This is a genomic window from Shewanella sp. Isolate8 (genome assembly GCF_022398495.1).
In the GTDB taxonomy this organism is placed as follows: Bacteria; Pseudomonadota; Gammaproteobacteria; order Enterobacterales; family Shewanellaceae; genus Shewanella; species Shewanella aquimarina.
The window spans coordinates 450,222-466,968 of the sequence record NZ_JAKEVI010000002.1 but is presented as its reverse complement, the minus strand read 5'-3'; the positions used below and the strand labels follow the sequence as shown (position 1 = coordinate 466,968).

15 protein-coding genes are annotated in these 16,747 nt (G+C 52.5%); 9 read left to right on the top strand and 6 right to left on the bottom strand.

Translation table 11 applies throughout. From position 1 onward, the window contains the following. Positions 1 to 68 precede the first annotated feature (68 nt). A complete protein-coding gene (locus L1D43_RS11265) occupies positions 69 to 1,133 on the top strand; it encodes a M43 family zinc metalloprotease (protein WP_239851648.1) in 1,065 nt (354 codons plus the stop codon). A gap of 62 nt (positions 1,134 to 1,195) precedes the next feature. On the opposite strand, the gene L1D43_RS11260 is transcribed toward L1D43_RS11265, so the two are convergent. Next, the gene (locus L1D43_RS11260; RefSeq protein WP_239851647.1) at positions 1,196 to 1,546 is read right to left on the bottom strand and encodes an antibiotic biosynthesis monooxygenase; all 351 of its coding nucleotides are present in this window, start codon (positions 1,544 to 1,546) and stop codon (positions 1,196 to 1,198) included. A gap of 168 nt (positions 1,547 to 1,714) precedes the next feature. On the opposite strand from L1D43_RS11260, the gene L1D43_RS11255 reads away from it, so the two are divergent. Continuing rightward, positions 1,715 to 2,293 (top strand): Crp/Fnr family transcriptional regulator, encoded by a 579-nt coding sequence (locus L1D43_RS11255; RefSeq protein ID WP_239851646.1) that lies wholly within the window; start codon positions 1,715 to 1,717, stop codon positions 2,291 to 2,293. Between the two features lie 114 nt (positions 2,294 to 2,407). Continuing rightward, positions 2,408 to 2,920, top strand: coding sequence for a YgjV family protein (locus tag L1D43_RS11250; RefSeq protein WP_239851645.1), 513 nt, complete (start codon positions 2,408 to 2,410; stop codon positions 2,918 to 2,920). 120 nt (positions 2,921 to 3,040) lie between these two features. On the opposite strand, the gene L1D43_RS11245 is transcribed toward L1D43_RS11250, so the two are convergent. Continuing rightward, positions 3,041 to 4,564, bottom strand: a complete 1,524-nt coding sequence (locus L1D43_RS11245) for a DUF3300 domain-containing protein (protein WP_239851644.1) — start codon at positions 4,562 to 4,564, stop codon at positions 3,041 to 3,043. A 277-nt stretch (positions 4,565 to 4,841) separates the two neighbouring features. Here L1D43_RS11245 and L1D43_RS11240 point away from each other — a divergent pair, with 277 nt between their 5' ends. After that, positions 4,842 to 6,155 carry a diguanylate cyclase gene (locus L1D43_RS11240; protein ID WP_239851642.1) on the top strand — a complete coding sequence of 438 codons (1,314 nt, stop codon included), beginning with the start codon at positions 4,842 to 4,844 and terminating at the stop codon, positions 6,153 to 6,155. A 42-nt stretch (positions 6,156 to 6,197) separates the two neighbouring features. Here the strand turns inward: L1D43_RS11240 and L1D43_RS11235 are convergent, their stop codons facing one another. Genes L1D43_RS11235 through L1D43_RS11225 form a run of 3 tightly spaced genes read right to left on the bottom strand, consistent with a single transcriptional unit; the run spans position 6,198 to position 8,712 of the window. Beyond that, positions 6,198 to 7,670, bottom strand: a complete 1,473-nt coding sequence (locus tag L1D43_RS11235; protein ID WP_239851633.1) for an ATP-binding protein — start codon at positions 7,668 to 7,670, stop codon at positions 6,198 to 6,200. Between the two features lie 17 nt (positions 7,671 to 7,687). Next, the gene (locus tag L1D43_RS11230) at positions 7,688 to 8,368 is read right to left on the bottom strand and encodes a response regulator transcription factor (RefSeq protein ID WP_239851631.1); all 681 of its coding nucleotides are present in this window, start codon (positions 8,366 to 8,368) and stop codon (positions 7,688 to 7,690) included. A gap of 26 nt (positions 8,369 to 8,394) precedes the next feature. Next, positions 8,395 to 8,712 (bottom strand): PepSY domain-containing protein, encoded by a 318-nt coding sequence (locus tag L1D43_RS11225; protein ID WP_239851629.1) that lies wholly within the window; start codon positions 8,710 to 8,712, stop codon positions 8,395 to 8,397. Between the two features lie 262 nt (positions 8,713 to 8,974). Here L1D43_RS11225 and L1D43_RS11220 point away from each other — a divergent pair, with 262 nt between their 5' ends. The 4 genes from L1D43_RS11220 to L1D43_RS11205 all read left to right on the top strand — a co-directional run bounded on the left by L1D43_RS11220 (position 8,975) and on the right by L1D43_RS11205 (position 14,225). Further along, positions 8,975 to 9,898 carry a choice-of-anchor H family protein gene (locus L1D43_RS11220; protein ID WP_052813665.1) on the top strand — a complete coding sequence of 308 codons (924 nt, stop codon included), beginning with the start codon at positions 8,975 to 8,977 and terminating at the stop codon, positions 9,896 to 9,898. Between the two features lie 153 nt (positions 9,899 to 10,051). Next, positions 10,052 to 10,792, top strand: coding sequence for a cytochrome b/b6 domain-containing protein (locus L1D43_RS11215; protein ID WP_239851627.1), 741 nt, complete (start codon positions 10,052 to 10,054; stop codon positions 10,790 to 10,792). Between the two features lie 220 nt (positions 10,793 to 11,012). Next, entirely contained in the window at positions 11,013 to 11,543 is a 531-nt protein-coding gene (locus L1D43_RS11210) for an outer membrane beta-barrel protein (protein ID WP_239851625.1), read from the top strand. Positions 11,544 to 11,786: 243 nt separating this feature from the next. Continuing rightward, complete coding sequence (locus L1D43_RS11205; protein ID WP_239851623.1) at positions 11,787 to 14,225, top strand: TonB-dependent receptor; 2,439 nt, start codon at positions 11,787 to 11,789, stop codon at positions 14,223 to 14,225. Between the two features lie 110 nt (positions 14,226 to 14,335). Here L1D43_RS11205 and L1D43_RS11200 read toward each other — a convergent pair whose 3' ends face one another. Further along, positions 14,336 to 15,175, bottom strand: coding sequence for a sulfotransferase domain-containing protein (locus L1D43_RS11200; protein WP_239851621.1), 840 nt, complete (start codon positions 15,173 to 15,175; stop codon positions 14,336 to 14,338). Positions 15,176 to 15,399: 224 nt separating this feature from the next. On the opposite strand from L1D43_RS11200, the gene L1D43_RS11195 reads away from it, so the two are divergent. Next, positions 15,400 to 16,740: an amidohydrolase gene (locus L1D43_RS11195; protein ID WP_239851619.1), complete on the top strand. Its 1,341-nt coding sequence runs from the start codon at positions 15,400 to 15,402 to the stop codon at positions 16,738 to 16,740. Positions 16,741 to 16,747 lie beyond the last annotated feature (7 nt).

The window sequence follows — 16,747 nt, the reverse complement described above, 5'->3', positions numbered from 1 at the left end:
TAGAGGGAAACGAATACGCCAGGGAAAGGTGATTTACCCACACACTAATAATAAGAGTGACGAATAACATGACCAACAAATTGACCCTATCTATCCTGGCCGCTCTGTTAACCGCCGGTACCGGCGTTAGCGCCAAGCAGCCGGAATTTGCCGCCGACCATTGTAAGGCGGGGGAGATCAACGCTCAGCATTATCGTAATTTCCCCGCCGCTTTAGATGAGGCCAAGGCCCGCCATGCCAAGTTGTTTGAGCGTAAGCGTGCCATGGCTAAACCGGGTGACGATAGCGCCTCGACGGGGGATACCCCCGCGGCGCTGGCATTGTCGGCGACCCCAAGCTATGTGATCCCAGTAGTTTTCCATGTGTACGGCAGCCAGTTTAACGGTAAGACGGTGACAGATGCGGTGATCATCGATGCGCTCAACAAGACCAACGAAGATTTTCAGGGACAAACCGCCGACTTTGCCGACATAGATGCCGAGTTCCAGGGCGTGAAGCAGGCGCTGAATATTGAGTTTCGCCTAGCCAGTATCGATCCCGATGGCAATCCCACCTCGGGGATCGTCTATCATTCGGCGTCGTCCGGGGCGGGTAACTATTCCAGCTCGGACGTGAAGCGGGATCACTGGGACAACTACAAGTACATGAATGTCTACATTCAGAACGATCTCTATGCCGACGGCGTGACCAATAACTCTGGGGTGGCCTGGTACCCGGATACCACTATGTCTGACGAGGGGCTGGCCCGTGTGACCTACAACGGTGCCTATCTTGGCAGCAATACCGATGAGAACTTCCGCTCTGTGTTGACCCATGAGTTTGGCCACTTCCTGGATCTGATCCATACCTTCGAGGGCGGTTGTAAGCGCGGTTTCGAGCGACGCTGCGATACCACAGGGGACGAGAACTGCGATACCCCGCAGCAAAACAGCTGGCAGATGAATCCAGGCGATGGCGGCATAGTCAACTGTATGGGGCAGACCATCAACTGGCAGAACTTCATGGCCTATTCAGACCAATATGCCAACTTCACCCAAGATCAGGTGGCACGCATGGTAAATGGCCTCGACAGTCAGGCCCGCGTGACTCTCTGGTCGGCGCAAAATCTGGCGGCCACAGGCGTGGCTAACTAAAACGTTACAGCTTTAAAAAACGCAGCCTAGGCTGCGTTTTTTTATGTCGCTGAATATGCTGTTCAGGCAAATACCGGCGCGTCGTACTCATAGCCCTCGTCGGTATAGGCGGTCACTATGGCATCATCCACCAGGCCGTCGGGAGCGCTGACCTGAGTCTCGAAGAAGTGCTGAATTTGCTGGCGGCGGCCATGTGCCGCCCAGCTCTCGCCATCGGTCCAGATCTCGTTGAAGACGATAGGATAGTCTGTGCGGCTGGCACTCGGATGGTCTATCTGGCGGGTAAGAATGTACTGAATGCATCCCTGTTCCCGCAGTGAATCTGGCTCGAGCGCCTTGAGCACCTCGAAGAGTTCGGCGGCTTTTCCCGCCTTGGGGCGAAACTGGGCTATGACAAATACGCGTGTTGACATCTGTGGCTCTCCGCTGGCTAAAAACTAAGTAAAATTACGAGTGAACTCAGAGTCTAGCCCAAAAAAGGCTGCGGCTTAAAGTAGGCATTGTATTGATATGCTGTTGGTTATTCAGGGCCGTCAGGGAGTGTTATCATCACTGCCTTAACAGATCGCCGAGGAGGCTAAGTGGCACAGAGATTGGTGAAAGATGCCCTGACAAGTTTTGGCGAGTGTCTTCGCCTGCTTGGACTGGGGGATGATGAATGCACTGAGGCGCTAAGCCTAGCCAAATGCATTCGAGCGCCCAGAGGGGAGATACTACTGCACCAGGGGGCTTGCCAGGAGCATGGCTATTACATCGTCGATGGCATATTGGGCGCACAGCATTATGGCGATTGTGGCGGTTTGTTTTCGAAAGAGTTTTATTTCGAGGGTGAGCTCTGCCTGCTCTACCACAGCCTGCTGACCTGTGATGTGGCGCCCTATCAGCTTGAGGCGGCGACAGATGTGACTTTAGTGCGCTTCTCCCTCGCGCAGCTTAAGCAGGCCAGCTGGCAGCCTGTGCTGATTGCATTGCTGAGCCAGCAGCTGCTTTATAAGGAGGAGAAGGAGGCCTTCCTGCTGCTTAAACGGCCGGAGGAGAGATACCTCTATCTGGTCAACCACAGGCCTATGTGGGTCGAGCGACTGAGTAACCTACAACTCGCGCGCTATATCGGCATCACGCCCGTGAGCCTGTCGCGTCTCAAGGCCAGGCTGGCCTGAGTTTAGCGAGGTAAATGCGGTAAAATCGCCTCGACTTATCTTAAGTTAATGCGCCGCATCGACAGCCTGCGACATACTGCCGCCATCTTTAGCTTGCTGAAATTTAGGTTGTATATGTCGGTATTTTTCCTGTCCCAGTGTCTGATCGCAATAGCCATAGTGACAGACATTCTCTCTTTTCAATTCAAGCACAAGCGCCATATAGTGCTCTGTCTCGCGCTGTCGGGGATACTGATCAGCCTGCACTTTGCCCTCCTGTCACAATGGACGGCCGCAGGGCTGATGCTAGTGGCCGCTATTCGCTATCTGATGACGGTTTTCAGCCATTCGAGGCGGTTGCTCTGGCTGTTTCTGAGTATCAATAGCCTGATAGCCCTGCTTACCTTTGCCGGTCCCTTGAGCCTTATCAGTTTTGCCGGCAGCTGCACCCAGACAATCGCCGCCTTTTGTCGAAGCGATCAGCGGCTGCGGCAGTTGATGATAGTGGGAACCAGTATCTGGCTGGTGAACAATTATCTGGCGGGATCACCGACGGCAGTGTTGATGGAGCTGCTGTTTATCGGCAGTAATCTGGTGGGCTACTATCGTTTCTATGGCTTGCCGTGGCGGCCTAGGCTGGTAGATTAAGGTGCGAGATCCGAGTATTGCTGAACTGATTCGAAAAAAGTGACGGCGGTGATTGTCACCGCCTTAATGCTTGCTCTTTACGTAGGCGAGCTCCCTCTTAGCTATTTAGCGACTTACCGCTTAGTTATCACGTTGCTTAGTTCGGCCCTGTTGGTTGTGAGATGAGGCGCCGCGACCATTATTGGTCTGATGGCTCTTCACCTGCTGATGGCTCCTCTCTCTTTGATAGCTCTGGGGCTGATGGCTCCTCTCTCTTTGATAGCTCTGGGGCTGATGGCTCCTCTCTCTTTGATAGCTCTGGGGCTGATGACTCCTTTCACGCTGATGGTTCTTAGTCGGTTGATGGCTCTTAGTCGGTTGATGACTCTTCACTTCTCGCTGATGGCTCTTCATCTCTCGCTGATACTGTTTGGGCTGATGGCTTTTGACCTCGCGCTGATGGCTCTTGACTGGCTGATGGCGCCTATCCTTGTTCCAGTCTTTAGCCCTGTTATTGGCTTTCGTACTGGATGAGTGGTTAGCCCTATCTTTCAGGCTGAGCCTGTCGCGCTTCTCATAGTACTTGGTCTGCGCCTTGTGCCCGTCCTGATGACGGTCATTCTGGCCGCGTGCATCACTCAGCTTGTGGCGGAAGTTCTGCTCGCGGCGCGCCTGGATCTGCGCCGCGTTGTAGTGTTTACCCTGACTCGGCTTAGCCTTATTCGAGTTGGAATAGCGCTCCACACTGCTGTGATGTTTCACGTCATAGCGGTTAGGGCGATACTTGTCATAGCGGGCCTTAACCTTAGGCGAGCGATACGCCACCCCGTGTCTGTGCACCGGCTTGTGGTGCCAACGTTGGGCGCCGCTGCTGGTCACGATTCGGTTATGTGGACGGTAGCGGGTCGTATGATGGTGATGGGTCACCACGATATGACGCTTGTGCCAGCTAAAGGCGCTGAAGAAATAGTTAAAGCTAATGTGTATGCCACTGTTGAAGTAGAAGTGGCCCGAAATATGACCAGGATAGTATCGGCTGTAACGGGGCGGATAGGCCCAATATACAGGCGGATAGTTGTACCAGTGCCAATGACCGTAGACCACTCGGGTGTCATAGTAAGGCACATAGATCACCTCACGCTGTACAGGCTCGATGACGATTTGGCGGTTGACCTTAGTCACCTTCATATTCTCCATCTCGTCGAAGGCGTTGGCGCGTTCGGCCTGCTGTCTCAGGCGCTGAATGCTGTCCAGCACCCGGCCCTCGTCTTGCAAGAAGGCGTCGCCCAGCTTCTGGGTCCACTCGAGATCATCACTCAGGCGTTGCAGCAGATCGGGAAAGGCGACCAAGGCGGTAACGCTGGGATCCCAGTCCTGTTTCTCTGCGCGGTTAACCGCCTCGGCGCCTGCTAACGACTTGTGTTTGTTGCGCCAGCGATTGGCCTGCACCACCTCTAGTGGATAGGTGGAGGCGATCAAGATGTGGGTGAGTAGGCTGTCGGGATACAGGGCGATAGGGGCCAGCATCTGTGCCAGCTCGGCGTCGCTAAATTGGATCTCCTGAACAGCGTCTTCTGCCCGTTCGAGTGCCGACACCGAAGGGGTAAGCAGTGACTGTGAAAGGGCAATGAGCAGGAGCAAAGTCCATTGTCTGATGCTTTTCATAACGTCTCCTAGGCTTATCTGTCATTGGATTTACTCAGATAATAAAAGACCCAAGATGAACATTAGCTGAAAGCCATTTGGCACAAGAAATAACAATGAAGATGCCTTTAGGGCGAAGCATGTCAAAAGAAACTATAGTTTAACCATATCAGATCATTAGCCGAGTAGAGCGTCGTGTTTTAGTGTAAAACGCAGACCTAAACTGAGGAGGCATTTAGGTGAAACATGATCCCTTTGAAGGGGATGAGCTATGGTAAAGACAGGGAGTCAGTACTCGATGAGTATTCAGAAAAAGCTGTTAGGTTTGCTGGCACTCTTATTCCTGTTTCTGTTTTCCAATATTTTTTTAGCCTACTTCTTAGAGCGAAAGAGCGAACAGAAGCAGAGATGGGTTACCCATACTCATACCCTATTGGCTTACTCAGATAAACTTTTATTGGCGGTAGCCAATGCCGAAACAGGGCAGCGGGGTTACCTGCTTACCCAGCAGAACCATTATCTTCAACCTTATTATCGATCGCTTAGTCATATCGAAGATTTGTTAGTTCAGCTGACAAGGCTTACGCAGGACAATCCGAAGCAGCAACAGCTGCTAGGACGCCTGGAGAAAGAAGTTGCACGTAAGCTTGCAGAATTAAAAGAATCAATCGAACTGTTCGAACACGACAGGCCTGCCGCAATGCAGTTGGTTCGTAGCAATGTGGGTCAGGAGTACATGGCCAACATTCGTCACTATATCAGTGAATTTAATCTTGAAGAGCGGCGCCTACTCGAACTACGTTTAGCCGAATTCAAAGCGGTTAAAAGCGATATCGCTACCATTATGGCGGTCGAAGTCTTAGTCACCTTTTTCTTGGCCTTGGCGATATTTGTATTGATAAAAAAAGATTTGTTTGCGCCGTTGAGCAAATTAATTGACGCCACTAAGCGCATGGAATCGGGTAAGCGGCAACGGCTGACAGATTTCCTGCCCAATGACGAGATAGGTTACTTGATGTCGTCATTTTATAAGATGAGCGAAGTGGTGTTTCAAAAGCATCAGGAGTTGCATGAAAAGGCACACCTTGACGAGCTAACCGGGGTGAATAATAGATTCTGCCTGTTTAAAGATATCGCTGAGGCCATAGACAAGACGCAAGCTTCACAGACTCATCTGGCGCTGGTCTTTTTGGATATTGATAATTTCAAACAGATAAACGATGAGTATGGTCATCATTGTGGTGACGAATTACTCAAGGTCTTGGTGACAAGGCTGACCCAGAGTCTGCGGCGTACCGACCGCATTTATCGTTATGGAGGGGATGAATTTATTATCTTGTTGGATGAATTCAACAGTGTAGAAGAGGTTTATAACACCTTAGCAAGTGTCGTTGACAAAATGCGCGGAAGCTTTACTTATCAAGGGGAAGTATTGCCCTTGGATGTGAGTCTGGGGGCGGCTCTGGCACCAAAGAACAGCCAAGATGGTGAGACCTTGATTCGATATGCCGACATTGCCATGTATGCTTCCAAGCGAGAAGGGCGTCAGCGTCTGGTCTATTTCAAGCCTGAAATGTTGCAAGACAATAGCCTGATGGTTGTGAAGTCTTAGCCTGGCGCCCTTAGTGATTTAGTGATTTAGTGATTTAGCGATTTAGCGCGCAAATTGTTGATCAAATATCAGTTCGAATCTGGCGCCGCCTAATATCTTGCCTTGTGAAATGTGTAAGGTGCCCTGATAGCTGTCAACCAGATCGCGCACTATGGCCAAACCTATGCCGTGCCCCTTCTCATAGGTGTCGGCACGTTTACCACGCTCGAGTATGGTTTGACGTTGCTCAGGGCTGATGCCTGCGCCATCATCTTCCACGCTGATGGTGAGTTTGCCCTGCTGGGACTCAATGCTCAGTTCTACCCGGCTACTGGCCGCCTTACAGGCGTTGTCCAACAGGTTGCCCAGCATCTCAGTGAGGTCGCTCTGATCGCCATAGAAGATATGCTCCTCTTCTGGCGGCTTGCCATAGACGAGTTGTATGCCGGGATGGATCTTGACCAGGGTGCGCAGCAGCTTGTCGGAGACCAGGCTGATTTTAGTCCCCAGGTGCCAGGCGTTCCCGGCGGCGCTCTGGGCTCGCTTGAGTTGATGGCCTATGGTGCGATTGATCTGTCCGACTTGCTCGAGGGAGGTGGGGCTGAGATCTTTCTGGCTCTGGATCACCGCCAGTGGGGTCTTGAGGCTATGGGCCAGATCAGACAGGGCATTGCGGTAGCGGCTGCGCTGGCGCTGCTCGGTACTGAGCAGGGTATTGAGCTGTTTGGCCACCGCTTGCAGTTCATTGGGGTAGTGGCCACTGAGCTCTTCCGCCTCGCCTCGCTGTACCTGTCCCAGCTCCAGCCTAAAGCGCGCCAACGGCTTGAGTGTCCAGGCCAGCCAGGCAAATTGAATCGCCAGTAGCACCAACATCAGGACGAGCAACCAACTCCACAGATGTTGACTAAAGGCGCTGATTTGCTGTGTCACGCCATCGAGATCTTTGATGATGTGGACTGTGATAGGCGCGCTCTGACTCTGGGGCTCTGCAGGCGCGAAGCGCACGCTGAAGCTATAGATGAGATGAGGCTGCTGCTCGAGTACCAGCTCACCAAATTCGCTGCGACCCACCTTAGGGTGAGGAAGGGGGCTGGTAAGATTCAAGCCAAGAAAGGAGTTGGATGACCAGAGAGGCTCAATGTCACTCGCGGCACCGCCCTGGCGATCGCTATCTGTTTGGTTACTACCTTGACGGTCACTATCAGTTTGGTTATTGACCTGGCGGTCACTATTATTTTGATTATTGACCTGACGGTCAATGATGGCGTAGAGGCCTGAACCTATCACATTGAACTGATTCTCCAGCAGGGCCTCTGGCATATAGAGCTTACCTTCTTCCATCTCGGCCACCGCCAGCACAGAATAGAGGTAGGCACTTAGCTGCTCTCTGACGTTGGTCATCACCTGTTGCTTAAAGGCGTTGTTGAGCGCGAAGCCTATGGTGGGTAACAGCAATAAGATCAGCAGCAGGGCGCTGAGGATCAGACGAACCCTGAGGGAGTTGAGTTTGCCCTGTGGGGCGCGCTGGCTGCTCATCAAATGGCCTCGAACCCTTAGTCGTTATCCAGGGGCTTGAGGCGATAGCCCTGGCCACGCAATGTCTCGATAAGACCATACTGGCCGTCCGGATCCAGCTTCTTACGCAGGCGTCTGATAAAGACCTCGATGACGTTGGAGTCTAAGTCGAAATCCTGATCATAGATGTGCTCGATCAGTATGCTCTTGGATTTCACCTCGCCGATATGCAGCATGAAATACTCGAACAGCTTGTACTCCGAGCCACTCAGGCTGATTTCCTGCTCGCCAAATTTGATCTCATGGCTGCTGGTGTTGAGGGAGTAGGGGCCGTTTTGGATCAAGGGGCTGGACTTGCCCGCCGCCCGGCGAATAAGCGCCTTGAGCCTGGCGACCAACTCTTCGGGATGAAATGGCTTGGTCAGGTAGTCGTCGGCGCCGGCATCCAGGCCTTCGACCTTGTCCTGCCAGTTATCGCGGGCGGTCAGGATCAGTATGGGATAGTCAATTCCCTCTTCTCTGAGCCTGGCGATCAGGGCGATACCATCGAGCTTAGGCAGGCCCACATCGATAATGGCGGCATCGTAGGGATATTCCTGTCCCTGAAACAGGCCTTCTTCGCCGTCGCTGGCGATATCTAAGGTGTAGTTGGCATCCAGCAGGTGTTGCCTCAGGTTTTCCTGCAGCGCTAAATCGTCTTCAACCAGTAGTAATCGCATCGGCGTGTCCTTCCTCTCAAGCAGGCTTATTGTCTGCTCATCTGTCCTGTGACGGCGTCTATGGCGACATAGAAGACGACGCCATCCTTACTGAGCAACTTGGCGCGGTAGCCTGGGTTGCCATTGACCCTTGCAGATTGCACGCTTAAGACCTTGGCGTTATAGCGCCCCTTTACCATCTGGGTGGCCTGCTGACGATTTTTAACACGCAGATTTTGATGAGTATTTTTCTGAGCCGCCATCAAGATGCTGCTACTGGCCGCCGATATTCCATAGCCTGCACTGTTTCCTGGTAGGGGAAACAGGAGTGATGCTATGGCGATCAATATTAGGGCTGGTTTCATCAAAATCACCTGTGTTGAATTCTTCGGACAGTGTAAAAGATCCTATAAAAATAAGAAACATATGCCGCGAATCTCCATGCTCGCCAGGGCAGATAGGCAAGCGTGCTCTTTCATTGTTAGGGAGTGCAGATGAACATGAGCTGAATGTTCGTTTTTACGCCATCTTGTTGAATAAGCTGATTTTTAATGTTCAGCTTATGTTCATTTTCGATCGATTCTAATGGCCTTAAGCAGGACCTAGTCCATTTATTGGAGATTGATTATGAACAGACTCACGATGAAACATAGCCAACAGCAGGCAACTCATACCCCCTCCGCACTGGGCAAGGTGTATACCGCCATCAAGGCTACAGCCTTAATGGCCATGCTGGGCAGCGGCGTGGTGATGGCGGCCGACAATACCGCTGAGCTAAATGGTTTAGTCGGCTCTGCATCGACTAGCGTAGTACAGGATCAGCAGACCCTGGCCCAAGGTTTTAGCCGCGCGGGGCAGCGCATGACAGACTCGCAGCAGGCAAGCGCCGAATTGCTCAAACAGCAAGAGGTGGCACCAGCTCCGCGTAAGACACGTGATCAGGTGATTGCCGAGCGTCAGGCACTGACGCAAGGCGCATCCGATGCTGGGACTAAGGTGCTCAAGTCCTCCGCTCAGCGCCTCGAGGCGGGGATCTATCATGAGTTCGTTATCTATGAGGCCAGTAGCCGCCTGTTTGAAGACTTCGACTATGATGGTTTCTATCGCACCTTCAGCGTGACCTTCGACGCCGACGTCCACAGCTATTATGTGGGCGAGCATGCCGACGTCTACGCCGATCTCTACCTGAGTCGTAACGGCGGGCCCTGGGAGCTGTACCACACCACAGATGTGTTCACCATAGTCGACGATGCCACCGATGATGATTTTGAGGTGCTGACCACCTTGCACACTGGCTATCCGACGGATCACTACGATGTGTTGATCGACCTCTATGAGGTGGGCTACAGCGATATCGTCGCTACCATCAGCAGCGATGATGTGGATGACCTCTATGGTCTGCCGCTGGAGAGCGCCGATCGCGACGAGTATGTGGTCGATGAAGTCATCACCGAGGTGGAGGTGAGTGGCGGTAGCCTCTCAGTAGGCTGGCTGTTCGGGCTACTGGGGTTGGGCTGGTTGAGCCTTATCAGACGCCGCCAGCAGGGTTAACAAAGTTATCGAGATCTTCCTTTGTGGCGAGATCAATTAACCATAAAGAAATTAAGGTTAAGCTGCCTTGCCATGAAGCATATTTCACAAAATTTTGCCCCCAACAGGCGTATATTATTAGCCAATGGATAAACGTCTGAAATGGGGGAGACGATGTCACACGAGGCATTTAATCAAGAGGTGAAGGTTTACAAGGTGTGGGACAAGCCCACGCGGTTATTTCACTGGATAAACCTTGGCTTAGTCATGGTGTTGATCTTCATAGGCATGCTAATGCTGTTTAAGGGCGATATCGGCATCAGCGGTCTGGAAGCCAAGATAGGCCTGAAGAAACTGCATGTCTGGGTTGGTTACCTGTTTGCCATTAATCTGATTATCAGACTGATCTGGGGCGTCATCGGCAGTCATAGCGCCCGCCTGAGTCAGTTCATTCCGGATCTCAAGGGATTATCAGGCTACAAGGCCAAGCTGGCCAAGGGCGAGTCGCCCCAGTATCTGCACCATAATCCCATGGGGCGCCTGGCTATCTTTGCCATGATGCTATTGTTGCTGACCATCATGTTCACTGGCCTAGTGCGCGCTGGAACCGATATCTACTACCCGCCATTTGGCGGTGCCGTTAGCGATTATATCGCTCAGCCTGGCGTCGAGGGGGCCAGCATCAAGCCCTATGATGATACGGGCGTCGATGCGCAGAAGGTGGCGCTATTGAAGCCCTATAAGTCGCTGGCCGGCGAGGTGCATGTGTATAGCGTCTATCTACTGATCCTGATGATAGTGCTGCATGTGGCCGGGGTGATAGTGGCGGAGATCAAGCATCAGCCTGGACTGGTGTCGGCGATGATTTCGGGTAACAAGCCCCTTACTGGACCCGCCGAGGATGAGAAGCAGTAATTGCTACCAATCAAGCCTGTAGACCTGCCCGAAAGATGACGGGCCGGTTGAGAGAAAATGCAGCCTAGGCTGCATTTTTTATGGCCGGGAATCCCTTGTCTCACTAGCTTGTTATACCTTGGTCGAATTTTTAACAAGGATGTAATTAAAGGCTTAATTTAATGTGATTTTTAGTCTAGTATGCTAGCTACATTTTAACTGTTTCGTAACTAGGGGAAGCATGAAGCGCGTATCTTTGCTGGCACTGTCCTTGGCGAGTCTCATCGTATCGGGATCGGCGATGGCAGTTGCCGATATTGAGGGGTATTACCTGGGAGCCATGGCGGGTCATTCTCAGCTTGAGGCGGGAGAGTTTGACGAGTCTGCCATCAGCTATGGCCTCTACGGCGGTTACTATTTCAGTAAGAATTTCGCCGTCGAGAGCACCTATGTTCGTACCGACAACTTTGTCGATGTGGGTGATGTGAAGGCCAATCAGTTGTCTTTCGCGGCCAAGTTTCACCACTATTTCAATGATACCTACTCTATGTTTATCAAGGCCGGTATCGCGGCCACTAAGGTCGAGGCCGATCAGGACTACGACGGCAACGGTTGGCTGTGGGGCGCGGGCTTTAACATGGCGTTTCAAAATGGGGTCAATGTGCGCGTTGCCTATGAGATGCTATACACAGATCTCGATGCCACTGGCCTAACGGATCAGCTCGATAGCGACTGGGGCAATGTCTATTTAGGCGTGCATTATCAGTTTTAGCTGTCAGTGCTTTAGTGCCGATGATTAAGATGCAGCCTCTGGGCTGCTTTTTTATCCCCTAAATTTAGCTATGCCATCGAAAAGCCTGTACTTAAATTGCATTTACAATGTAAAAAAATCCAATTAAATCCTTTATAAACAATTACAAAGATTGCGTAATTGTATCCACCTGACTTTATCATATTGAAACGGTATTGATAATCGTTATCATCTGCGTGCAATTCTAATGGGGATTATTAACAGATGAAACAGATGCGCTTATCAGCAGTCGCGCTAGGGTGTGCCGTGTCCTTGTCGGTATCGGCACAACAAGACAGTACCAGTATCGAGCAACAAGCTTCGCCGGACGTCGAACGCATTACCGTATATGGCCGGCAGAACCGAGTCGTGATGAACTCAGGTCTGGCGACTAAATCCGATATGTCACTCATGGAAACACCCGCGGCAGTGGTGGTTGTGGATGAAGAGTTAATCACCACACAAGGGGCGACAGAGCTACAAGCGCTGCTGCGCAACATCAGTGGTGTGACCCAGGCGGGTAACAACTATGGCATCGGCGATAATATCGTGATCCGTGGTTTGGGGGCGAACTACACTTATGATGGCATGTATGGTGGCGCCGGACTGGGGAATACCTTCAACCCGACGCGCTCACTGACAAATGTCGAGTCGGTCGAGGTATTAAAGGGCCCTGCAACCGGGCTGTATGGCATGGGCAGTGCGGGCGGCGTGATAAATCTTATCGAGAAGAAGCCGCAGTTTAATGCCAGCCACCAATTCAGTGCAGAAGTCGGTCAGTGGGATAGCTATTCCTGGGGCATAGACAGCACTGCGGCTATGACAGACAAGCTGGCCTATCGTTTAGTGGCCAAGCATGCCAGAAGCGATGGCTATCGCGACATAGGCACCGACAGGGACGAGGCTTACGCCTCATTGAAATATCTGCTCAGCGATGATCAGGATATCATGTTCAGTGCGGCCTATATCAAAGATGCGATAGCGGTGGATTCTATCGGGCACCCCATTCGCATCTACAATGCGGCCTCGGTAGGCGGAAAAACCGCAGGAGAGGTGAGCTGGCAAGATCTGGTCAACGACCCATCTGACGCCGGATTACAGCTCACTGAAGCCCAACGCCAACAGCTGGCCGACTCCCTCGCTACTGGCGATGGACTGACGCCCTACGCCTTCGGTGAGGCGGGGATCATCTCCCCCATGGCGAAAGACAACGAGGGCGAGGAGCTAAGGTTTAAGCTGACTCACAACATCTTCTTCGCCGATAATCTGTTCCTTAATCAGCAGTTGCAGTATCGCGACTATCAGTCGGGGTTTGCCCGCCAGACCGGGGCGTATAACTATGTGTACTGGAACCGCCGTGGAACTATCAATGCCGATCCTCGCGCGCCATTAGTTGTCGATGATGTGCTTTATCCCTTTGCCGCCCGTCGTCAGGAATATCGCCAGGTTGAGGCCGATGAGACATCCTGGCAGTACTTTGCCGATCTGCGTTATGACTTTTCCTTTGCCGGTATTGATAATGAGCTGTTAGTTAACGCAAATTTTGAAGATAGAAACATCCGCTTCAAACAATATTCCATCTATGATGCGGATAAGGTGATTAAGAATAAAGCGGGTGAGGTGATCTACCAGGGACAGTTACCTTACATTTTTGACATCCGCTCACCCAATTGGGCCCAGGGGGCGTTTGAAGATTACGATCCGCTGATGACCAGTAACTATGACAAGAAGGTGCAAGCATGGGGCTTGGGGCTGCAACACGTGGGTTACTTTGATTTCGGTATTACGACGCGTGTGGGCATCGCATTCAATGATATTTCCCAACGCTATGAACATTATGGTGTCGATGCGCGTTACAGTGCCAGCCGTGCAGAACCGACGCCTGAAGCCGATACCTCAGACGATGGGGTGACCTACAACTTGGGCGTCACCTATATGCCGAGCGAAAACCTGTCGTTCTTCATTAATCACTCCAAAGGACGCACCGCTTATAGCATATTGGGTAGCCTGCAAGGGGATGGCACGGATCGCGAAGACTCTGAGTCTATCAGCAATGACCTTGGCGTGCGATTTAAGGCATTTGATGATCAGATGCTGGCTTCAATCGTCCTGTTTGAGAGTTCGCGTACCAATCTGCAATACAATAACAAGGATTACGAAGCCGGGGTCTCAGGCCCAGATGTGCCGCAATACTTCTATGATGGCAGTGAAGAGACCAAGGGTGTTGAGCTCGATCTGAATGCGCATCTCAGCGACCGCTGGTCGATTAACCTCAATGGTGTCTACCAGGATGCCAGGGACAAACAAGATCCCAATAGCAGTAGTTTCGATAGTCGCCAGAAAGGGGTTCCCTATGTGACGGCAAGTACCTGGGTCACCTATGGTGCCGACTGGTTTAATTTGCCCAATGCGCTCAATATCAGCCTGGGGGCAAAATATGTCGATGATCGCAGCACACATTCCTCATCATTTGGTATCCCAGATGGCTACGTGCCTAGCTATACAGTGATGGATGCGGCGGTGAGTTATCAGGCCGACAATTGGCAGGTACAGCTGAACGTCAACAACCTGCTGGATGAGCAATACTATGAAAAAGCCATGTTCCTCGGTGGCATGCCGGGCGCCGAGCGCAATGCCAAGTTAAGTCTAAGTTACCGCCTATAGCTCTTGTCTATAGCTCTCGTCTATAGCTTTCTTCTATTATCTTGCGTCTATGTCGACGCGCAATAAAAAACGCAGCCTTGGCTGCGTTTTTTATTGGGTAAGGGCAGGTGTTATTTGCCCGGCAGGTATTTAAATCTCGCCATCTGCTCGCCGTGGTGCTCGATGATCTTCGCTACCTGCTCGTCGCTCAGTACCTGGCGCCACTGGTTCTTGCTGCCCTGGCGGAAGAAATACTTGGCATTTTCATGCTTCTCCACAAAGCCGCGTTTGCTTTCCTGGGCCTTAAGCTGGGCGAAGGAGGAGTGCTTGATGGCGTTCTTGAGGCGATTGGGGTCTTTCTTCAGGCCGAGGAAAGATTCTATCTTGCGAAACACCTTCTTGGGGTTATCTAAGATATCTTCGTAGCGCAGGACAAGCTTGGCATCCTCAGGATCTTGCGTCCAGCTGGAGACATGCATAGACCAGGAGGTGATCACCTGAGGCACATTTTCGGGTTCGTTAGGGGTGCCTGTCATCTCCTCGGCCATGTAGGCGATAGTCTCATCTATGCTATAACCGAAATAGTTGGCCATAGAGACGGTGACGTCCAAGGGATTGCGCACTATGTAGATGGATCCCGAGGTGACCGAAGAGTTATGCAGTGGATATTCTTTATAGGTGCCCAGGTAGTTATGGGTCTTCACAAAGGTGGTGCCCTGGGCCTGCATGGCGATATCGGCCTGCACCGTGGGCCTGAGGGCACAGATCTCCTCTAGGCTAAGGTCCGTCGTCTGGCGACCATCTTGCAGGTGCGCTTGAAAGCGGTGCGCCGCCGACTCCGCGGTCGAGATCTTGTGCATGGTGTTGATGTCGATCCCTTGTTCGGTGTTTTGGATATAGTTTTCAAGGAAGGCGCGAACCCAGGTGTTGCCCGATTTGGGATAGGAGGCGACCCAAAGAATATTCCCCATCAAAAAGTCCTTTCTTTGTTCTTGTGACTAGCTGGACGTATACGTGTCCGGGTACAAGCATATGAAACTACCGATTCGCCGGGCAAATGGCAAGGGAGGGCCAAAACTCTCTTTTGCCTCATAGTTGGTGTATGGGGTGCGGTAATGACCCCTGGATTGGTTTCGTCGTTAAGAGTCGCTATGCTGGAGATCTTGTGGAAAAAATTTAGGCAATGGAGTCAAGCATGTTACGCCAATTCATTCATCAATCCTGTTTGCTGGGGGCTCTGGTAGCCCTTAGCACTAGCCAGAGCCTCTGGGCCCAGAGTGAGGGGCTGTCGCTGTCGGTTAAGCAAGCCATGCCCGCGCTCTCCAGCCTCTATCTGGATCTGCATCAACACCCGGAGCTCTCCTACCATGAGAAGCGTAGCGGCGAGAGGATGGCGGCCGAGTTCGAGGCTCTGGGCATAGAGGTGACTCAGGGCTTTGGCGGTCATGGTGTGGTGGGGATCTACCGTAACGGCGAGGGGCCGACTGTGATGATCCGCGCCGATACCGATGCCCTGCCGATAGTCGAGGAGACGGGCAAAGACTACGCCTCCAAGGTCACCACCATAGACGCCCAAGGCAATTCGGTGGGGGTGATGCACGCCTGCGGCCACGATGTGCATATGACCAATCTGGTTGGCACGGCGCAGCAGTTGATCAAGCAAAAAGATCAATGGCAGGGCACCTTGATGTTGGTGGCTCAGCCAGCCGAGGAGGTGGGCGGTGGCGCCAAGGCCATGCTGAAGCAGGGGCTGTTTAGCCAGTTCCCGACCCCAGATCATATCCTTGGCCTACATGTCAGCGCCTCTGTGCCTGCCGGTAAGGTGGCGATAGCGCCGGGTTATGCCCTGGCGAACGTGGACTCCGTGGATATCAGGGTTAAGGGACGCGGCGGCCATGGTGCCTATCCTCATACCACGGTCGATCCTGTGGTGCTCACGGCGCGCATCGTACTGGCCCTGCAGACCATTGTCAGCCGGGAAGTCTCGCCACTGGCACCCAATGTGATCACCGTAGGCTCCATTCACGGTGGCTCGAAACATAACATCATAGGCAACGAGGTGAAGCTACAACTCACGCTACGCTCCTATGACCCTAAGGTGCGAGAGCAGCAGATCGCCGCCATTAAGCGCCTCACTCAGGGGATCGCCATCAGCGCGGGCTTGACCGAGGCCGAATGGCCAGAGGTGTATGTGCATCAGGAGGAGAGTATTCCGTCGACCTACAACGACCCCGCGCAAACCGCTAGGGTCAGGGCGAGTATCGCCAAGCAGCTGGGGGAGGACAATGTTTGGGAGGCATCGCCTGTGATGGCGGGCGAAGATTTTGGTCTGTATGGGCTAACGCCGGCTAAAAGACCTATTACCCTGTTCTGGTTGGGCGCCGTGCCTGTGGCCGACTATGACGCCAGTCAGGCATCGGGCGCGAGTCTACCCTCGCTGCACTCCAGCAAGTTTGCACCGGATTATCCTGCTACCATAGAGACGGGTGTTCAGGCGATGAGCCGGGCGGCGCTCGATCTTTTCAATCACGAGTGATTCAATT

Coding starts and splice junctions, on each gene's coding strand:
- L1D43_RS11265 (WP_239851648.1), top strand. CDS start 69: ATGACCAACAAATTGACCCTATCTATCCTGGCCGCTCTGTTAACCGCC.
- L1D43_RS11260 (WP_239851647.1), bottom strand. CDS start 1,546: ATGTCAACACGCGTATTTGTCATAGCCCAGTTTCGCCCCAAGGCGGGA.
- L1D43_RS11250 (WP_239851645.1), top strand. CDS start 2,408: ATGTCGGTATTTTTCCTGTCCCAGTGTCTGATCGCAATAGCCATAGTG.
- L1D43_RS11245 (WP_239851644.1), bottom strand. CDS start 4,564: ATGAAAAGCATCAGACAATGGACTTTGCTCCTGCTCATTGCCCTTTCA.
- L1D43_RS11240 (WP_239851642.1), top strand. CDS start 4,842: ATGAGTATTCAGAAAAAGCTGTTAGGTTTGCTGGCACTCTTATTCCTG.
- L1D43_RS11235 (WP_239851633.1), bottom strand. CDS start 7,670: ATGAGCAGCCAGCGCGCCCCACAGGGCAAACTCAACTCCCTCAGGGTT.
- L1D43_RS11230 (WP_239851631.1), bottom strand. CDS start 8,368: ATGCGATTACTACTGGTTGAAGACGATTTAGCGCTGCAGGAAAACCTG.
- L1D43_RS11225 (WP_239851629.1), bottom strand. CDS start 8,712: ATGAAACCAGCCCTAATATTGATCGCCATAGCATCACTCCTGTTTCCC.
- L1D43_RS11220 (WP_052813665.1), top strand. CDS start 8,975: ATGAACAGACTCACGATGAAACATAGCCAACAGCAGGCAACTCATACC.
- L1D43_RS11215 (WP_239851627.1), top strand. CDS start 10,052: ATGTCACACGAGGCATTTAATCAAGAGGTGAAGGTTTACAAGGTGTGG.
- L1D43_RS11210 (WP_239851625.1), top strand. CDS start 11,013: ATGAAGCGCGTATCTTTGCTGGCACTGTCCTTGGCGAGTCTCATCGTA.
- L1D43_RS11205 (WP_239851623.1), top strand. CDS start 11,787: ATGAAACAGATGCGCTTATCAGCAGTCGCGCTAGGGTGTGCCGTGTCC.
- L1D43_RS11200 (WP_239851621.1), bottom strand. CDS start 15,175: ATGGGGAATATTCTTTGGGTCGCCTCCTATCCCAAATCGGGCAACACC.
- L1D43_RS11195 (WP_239851619.1), top strand. CDS start 15,400: ATGTTACGCCAATTCATTCATCAATCCTGTTTGCTGGGGGCTCTGGTA.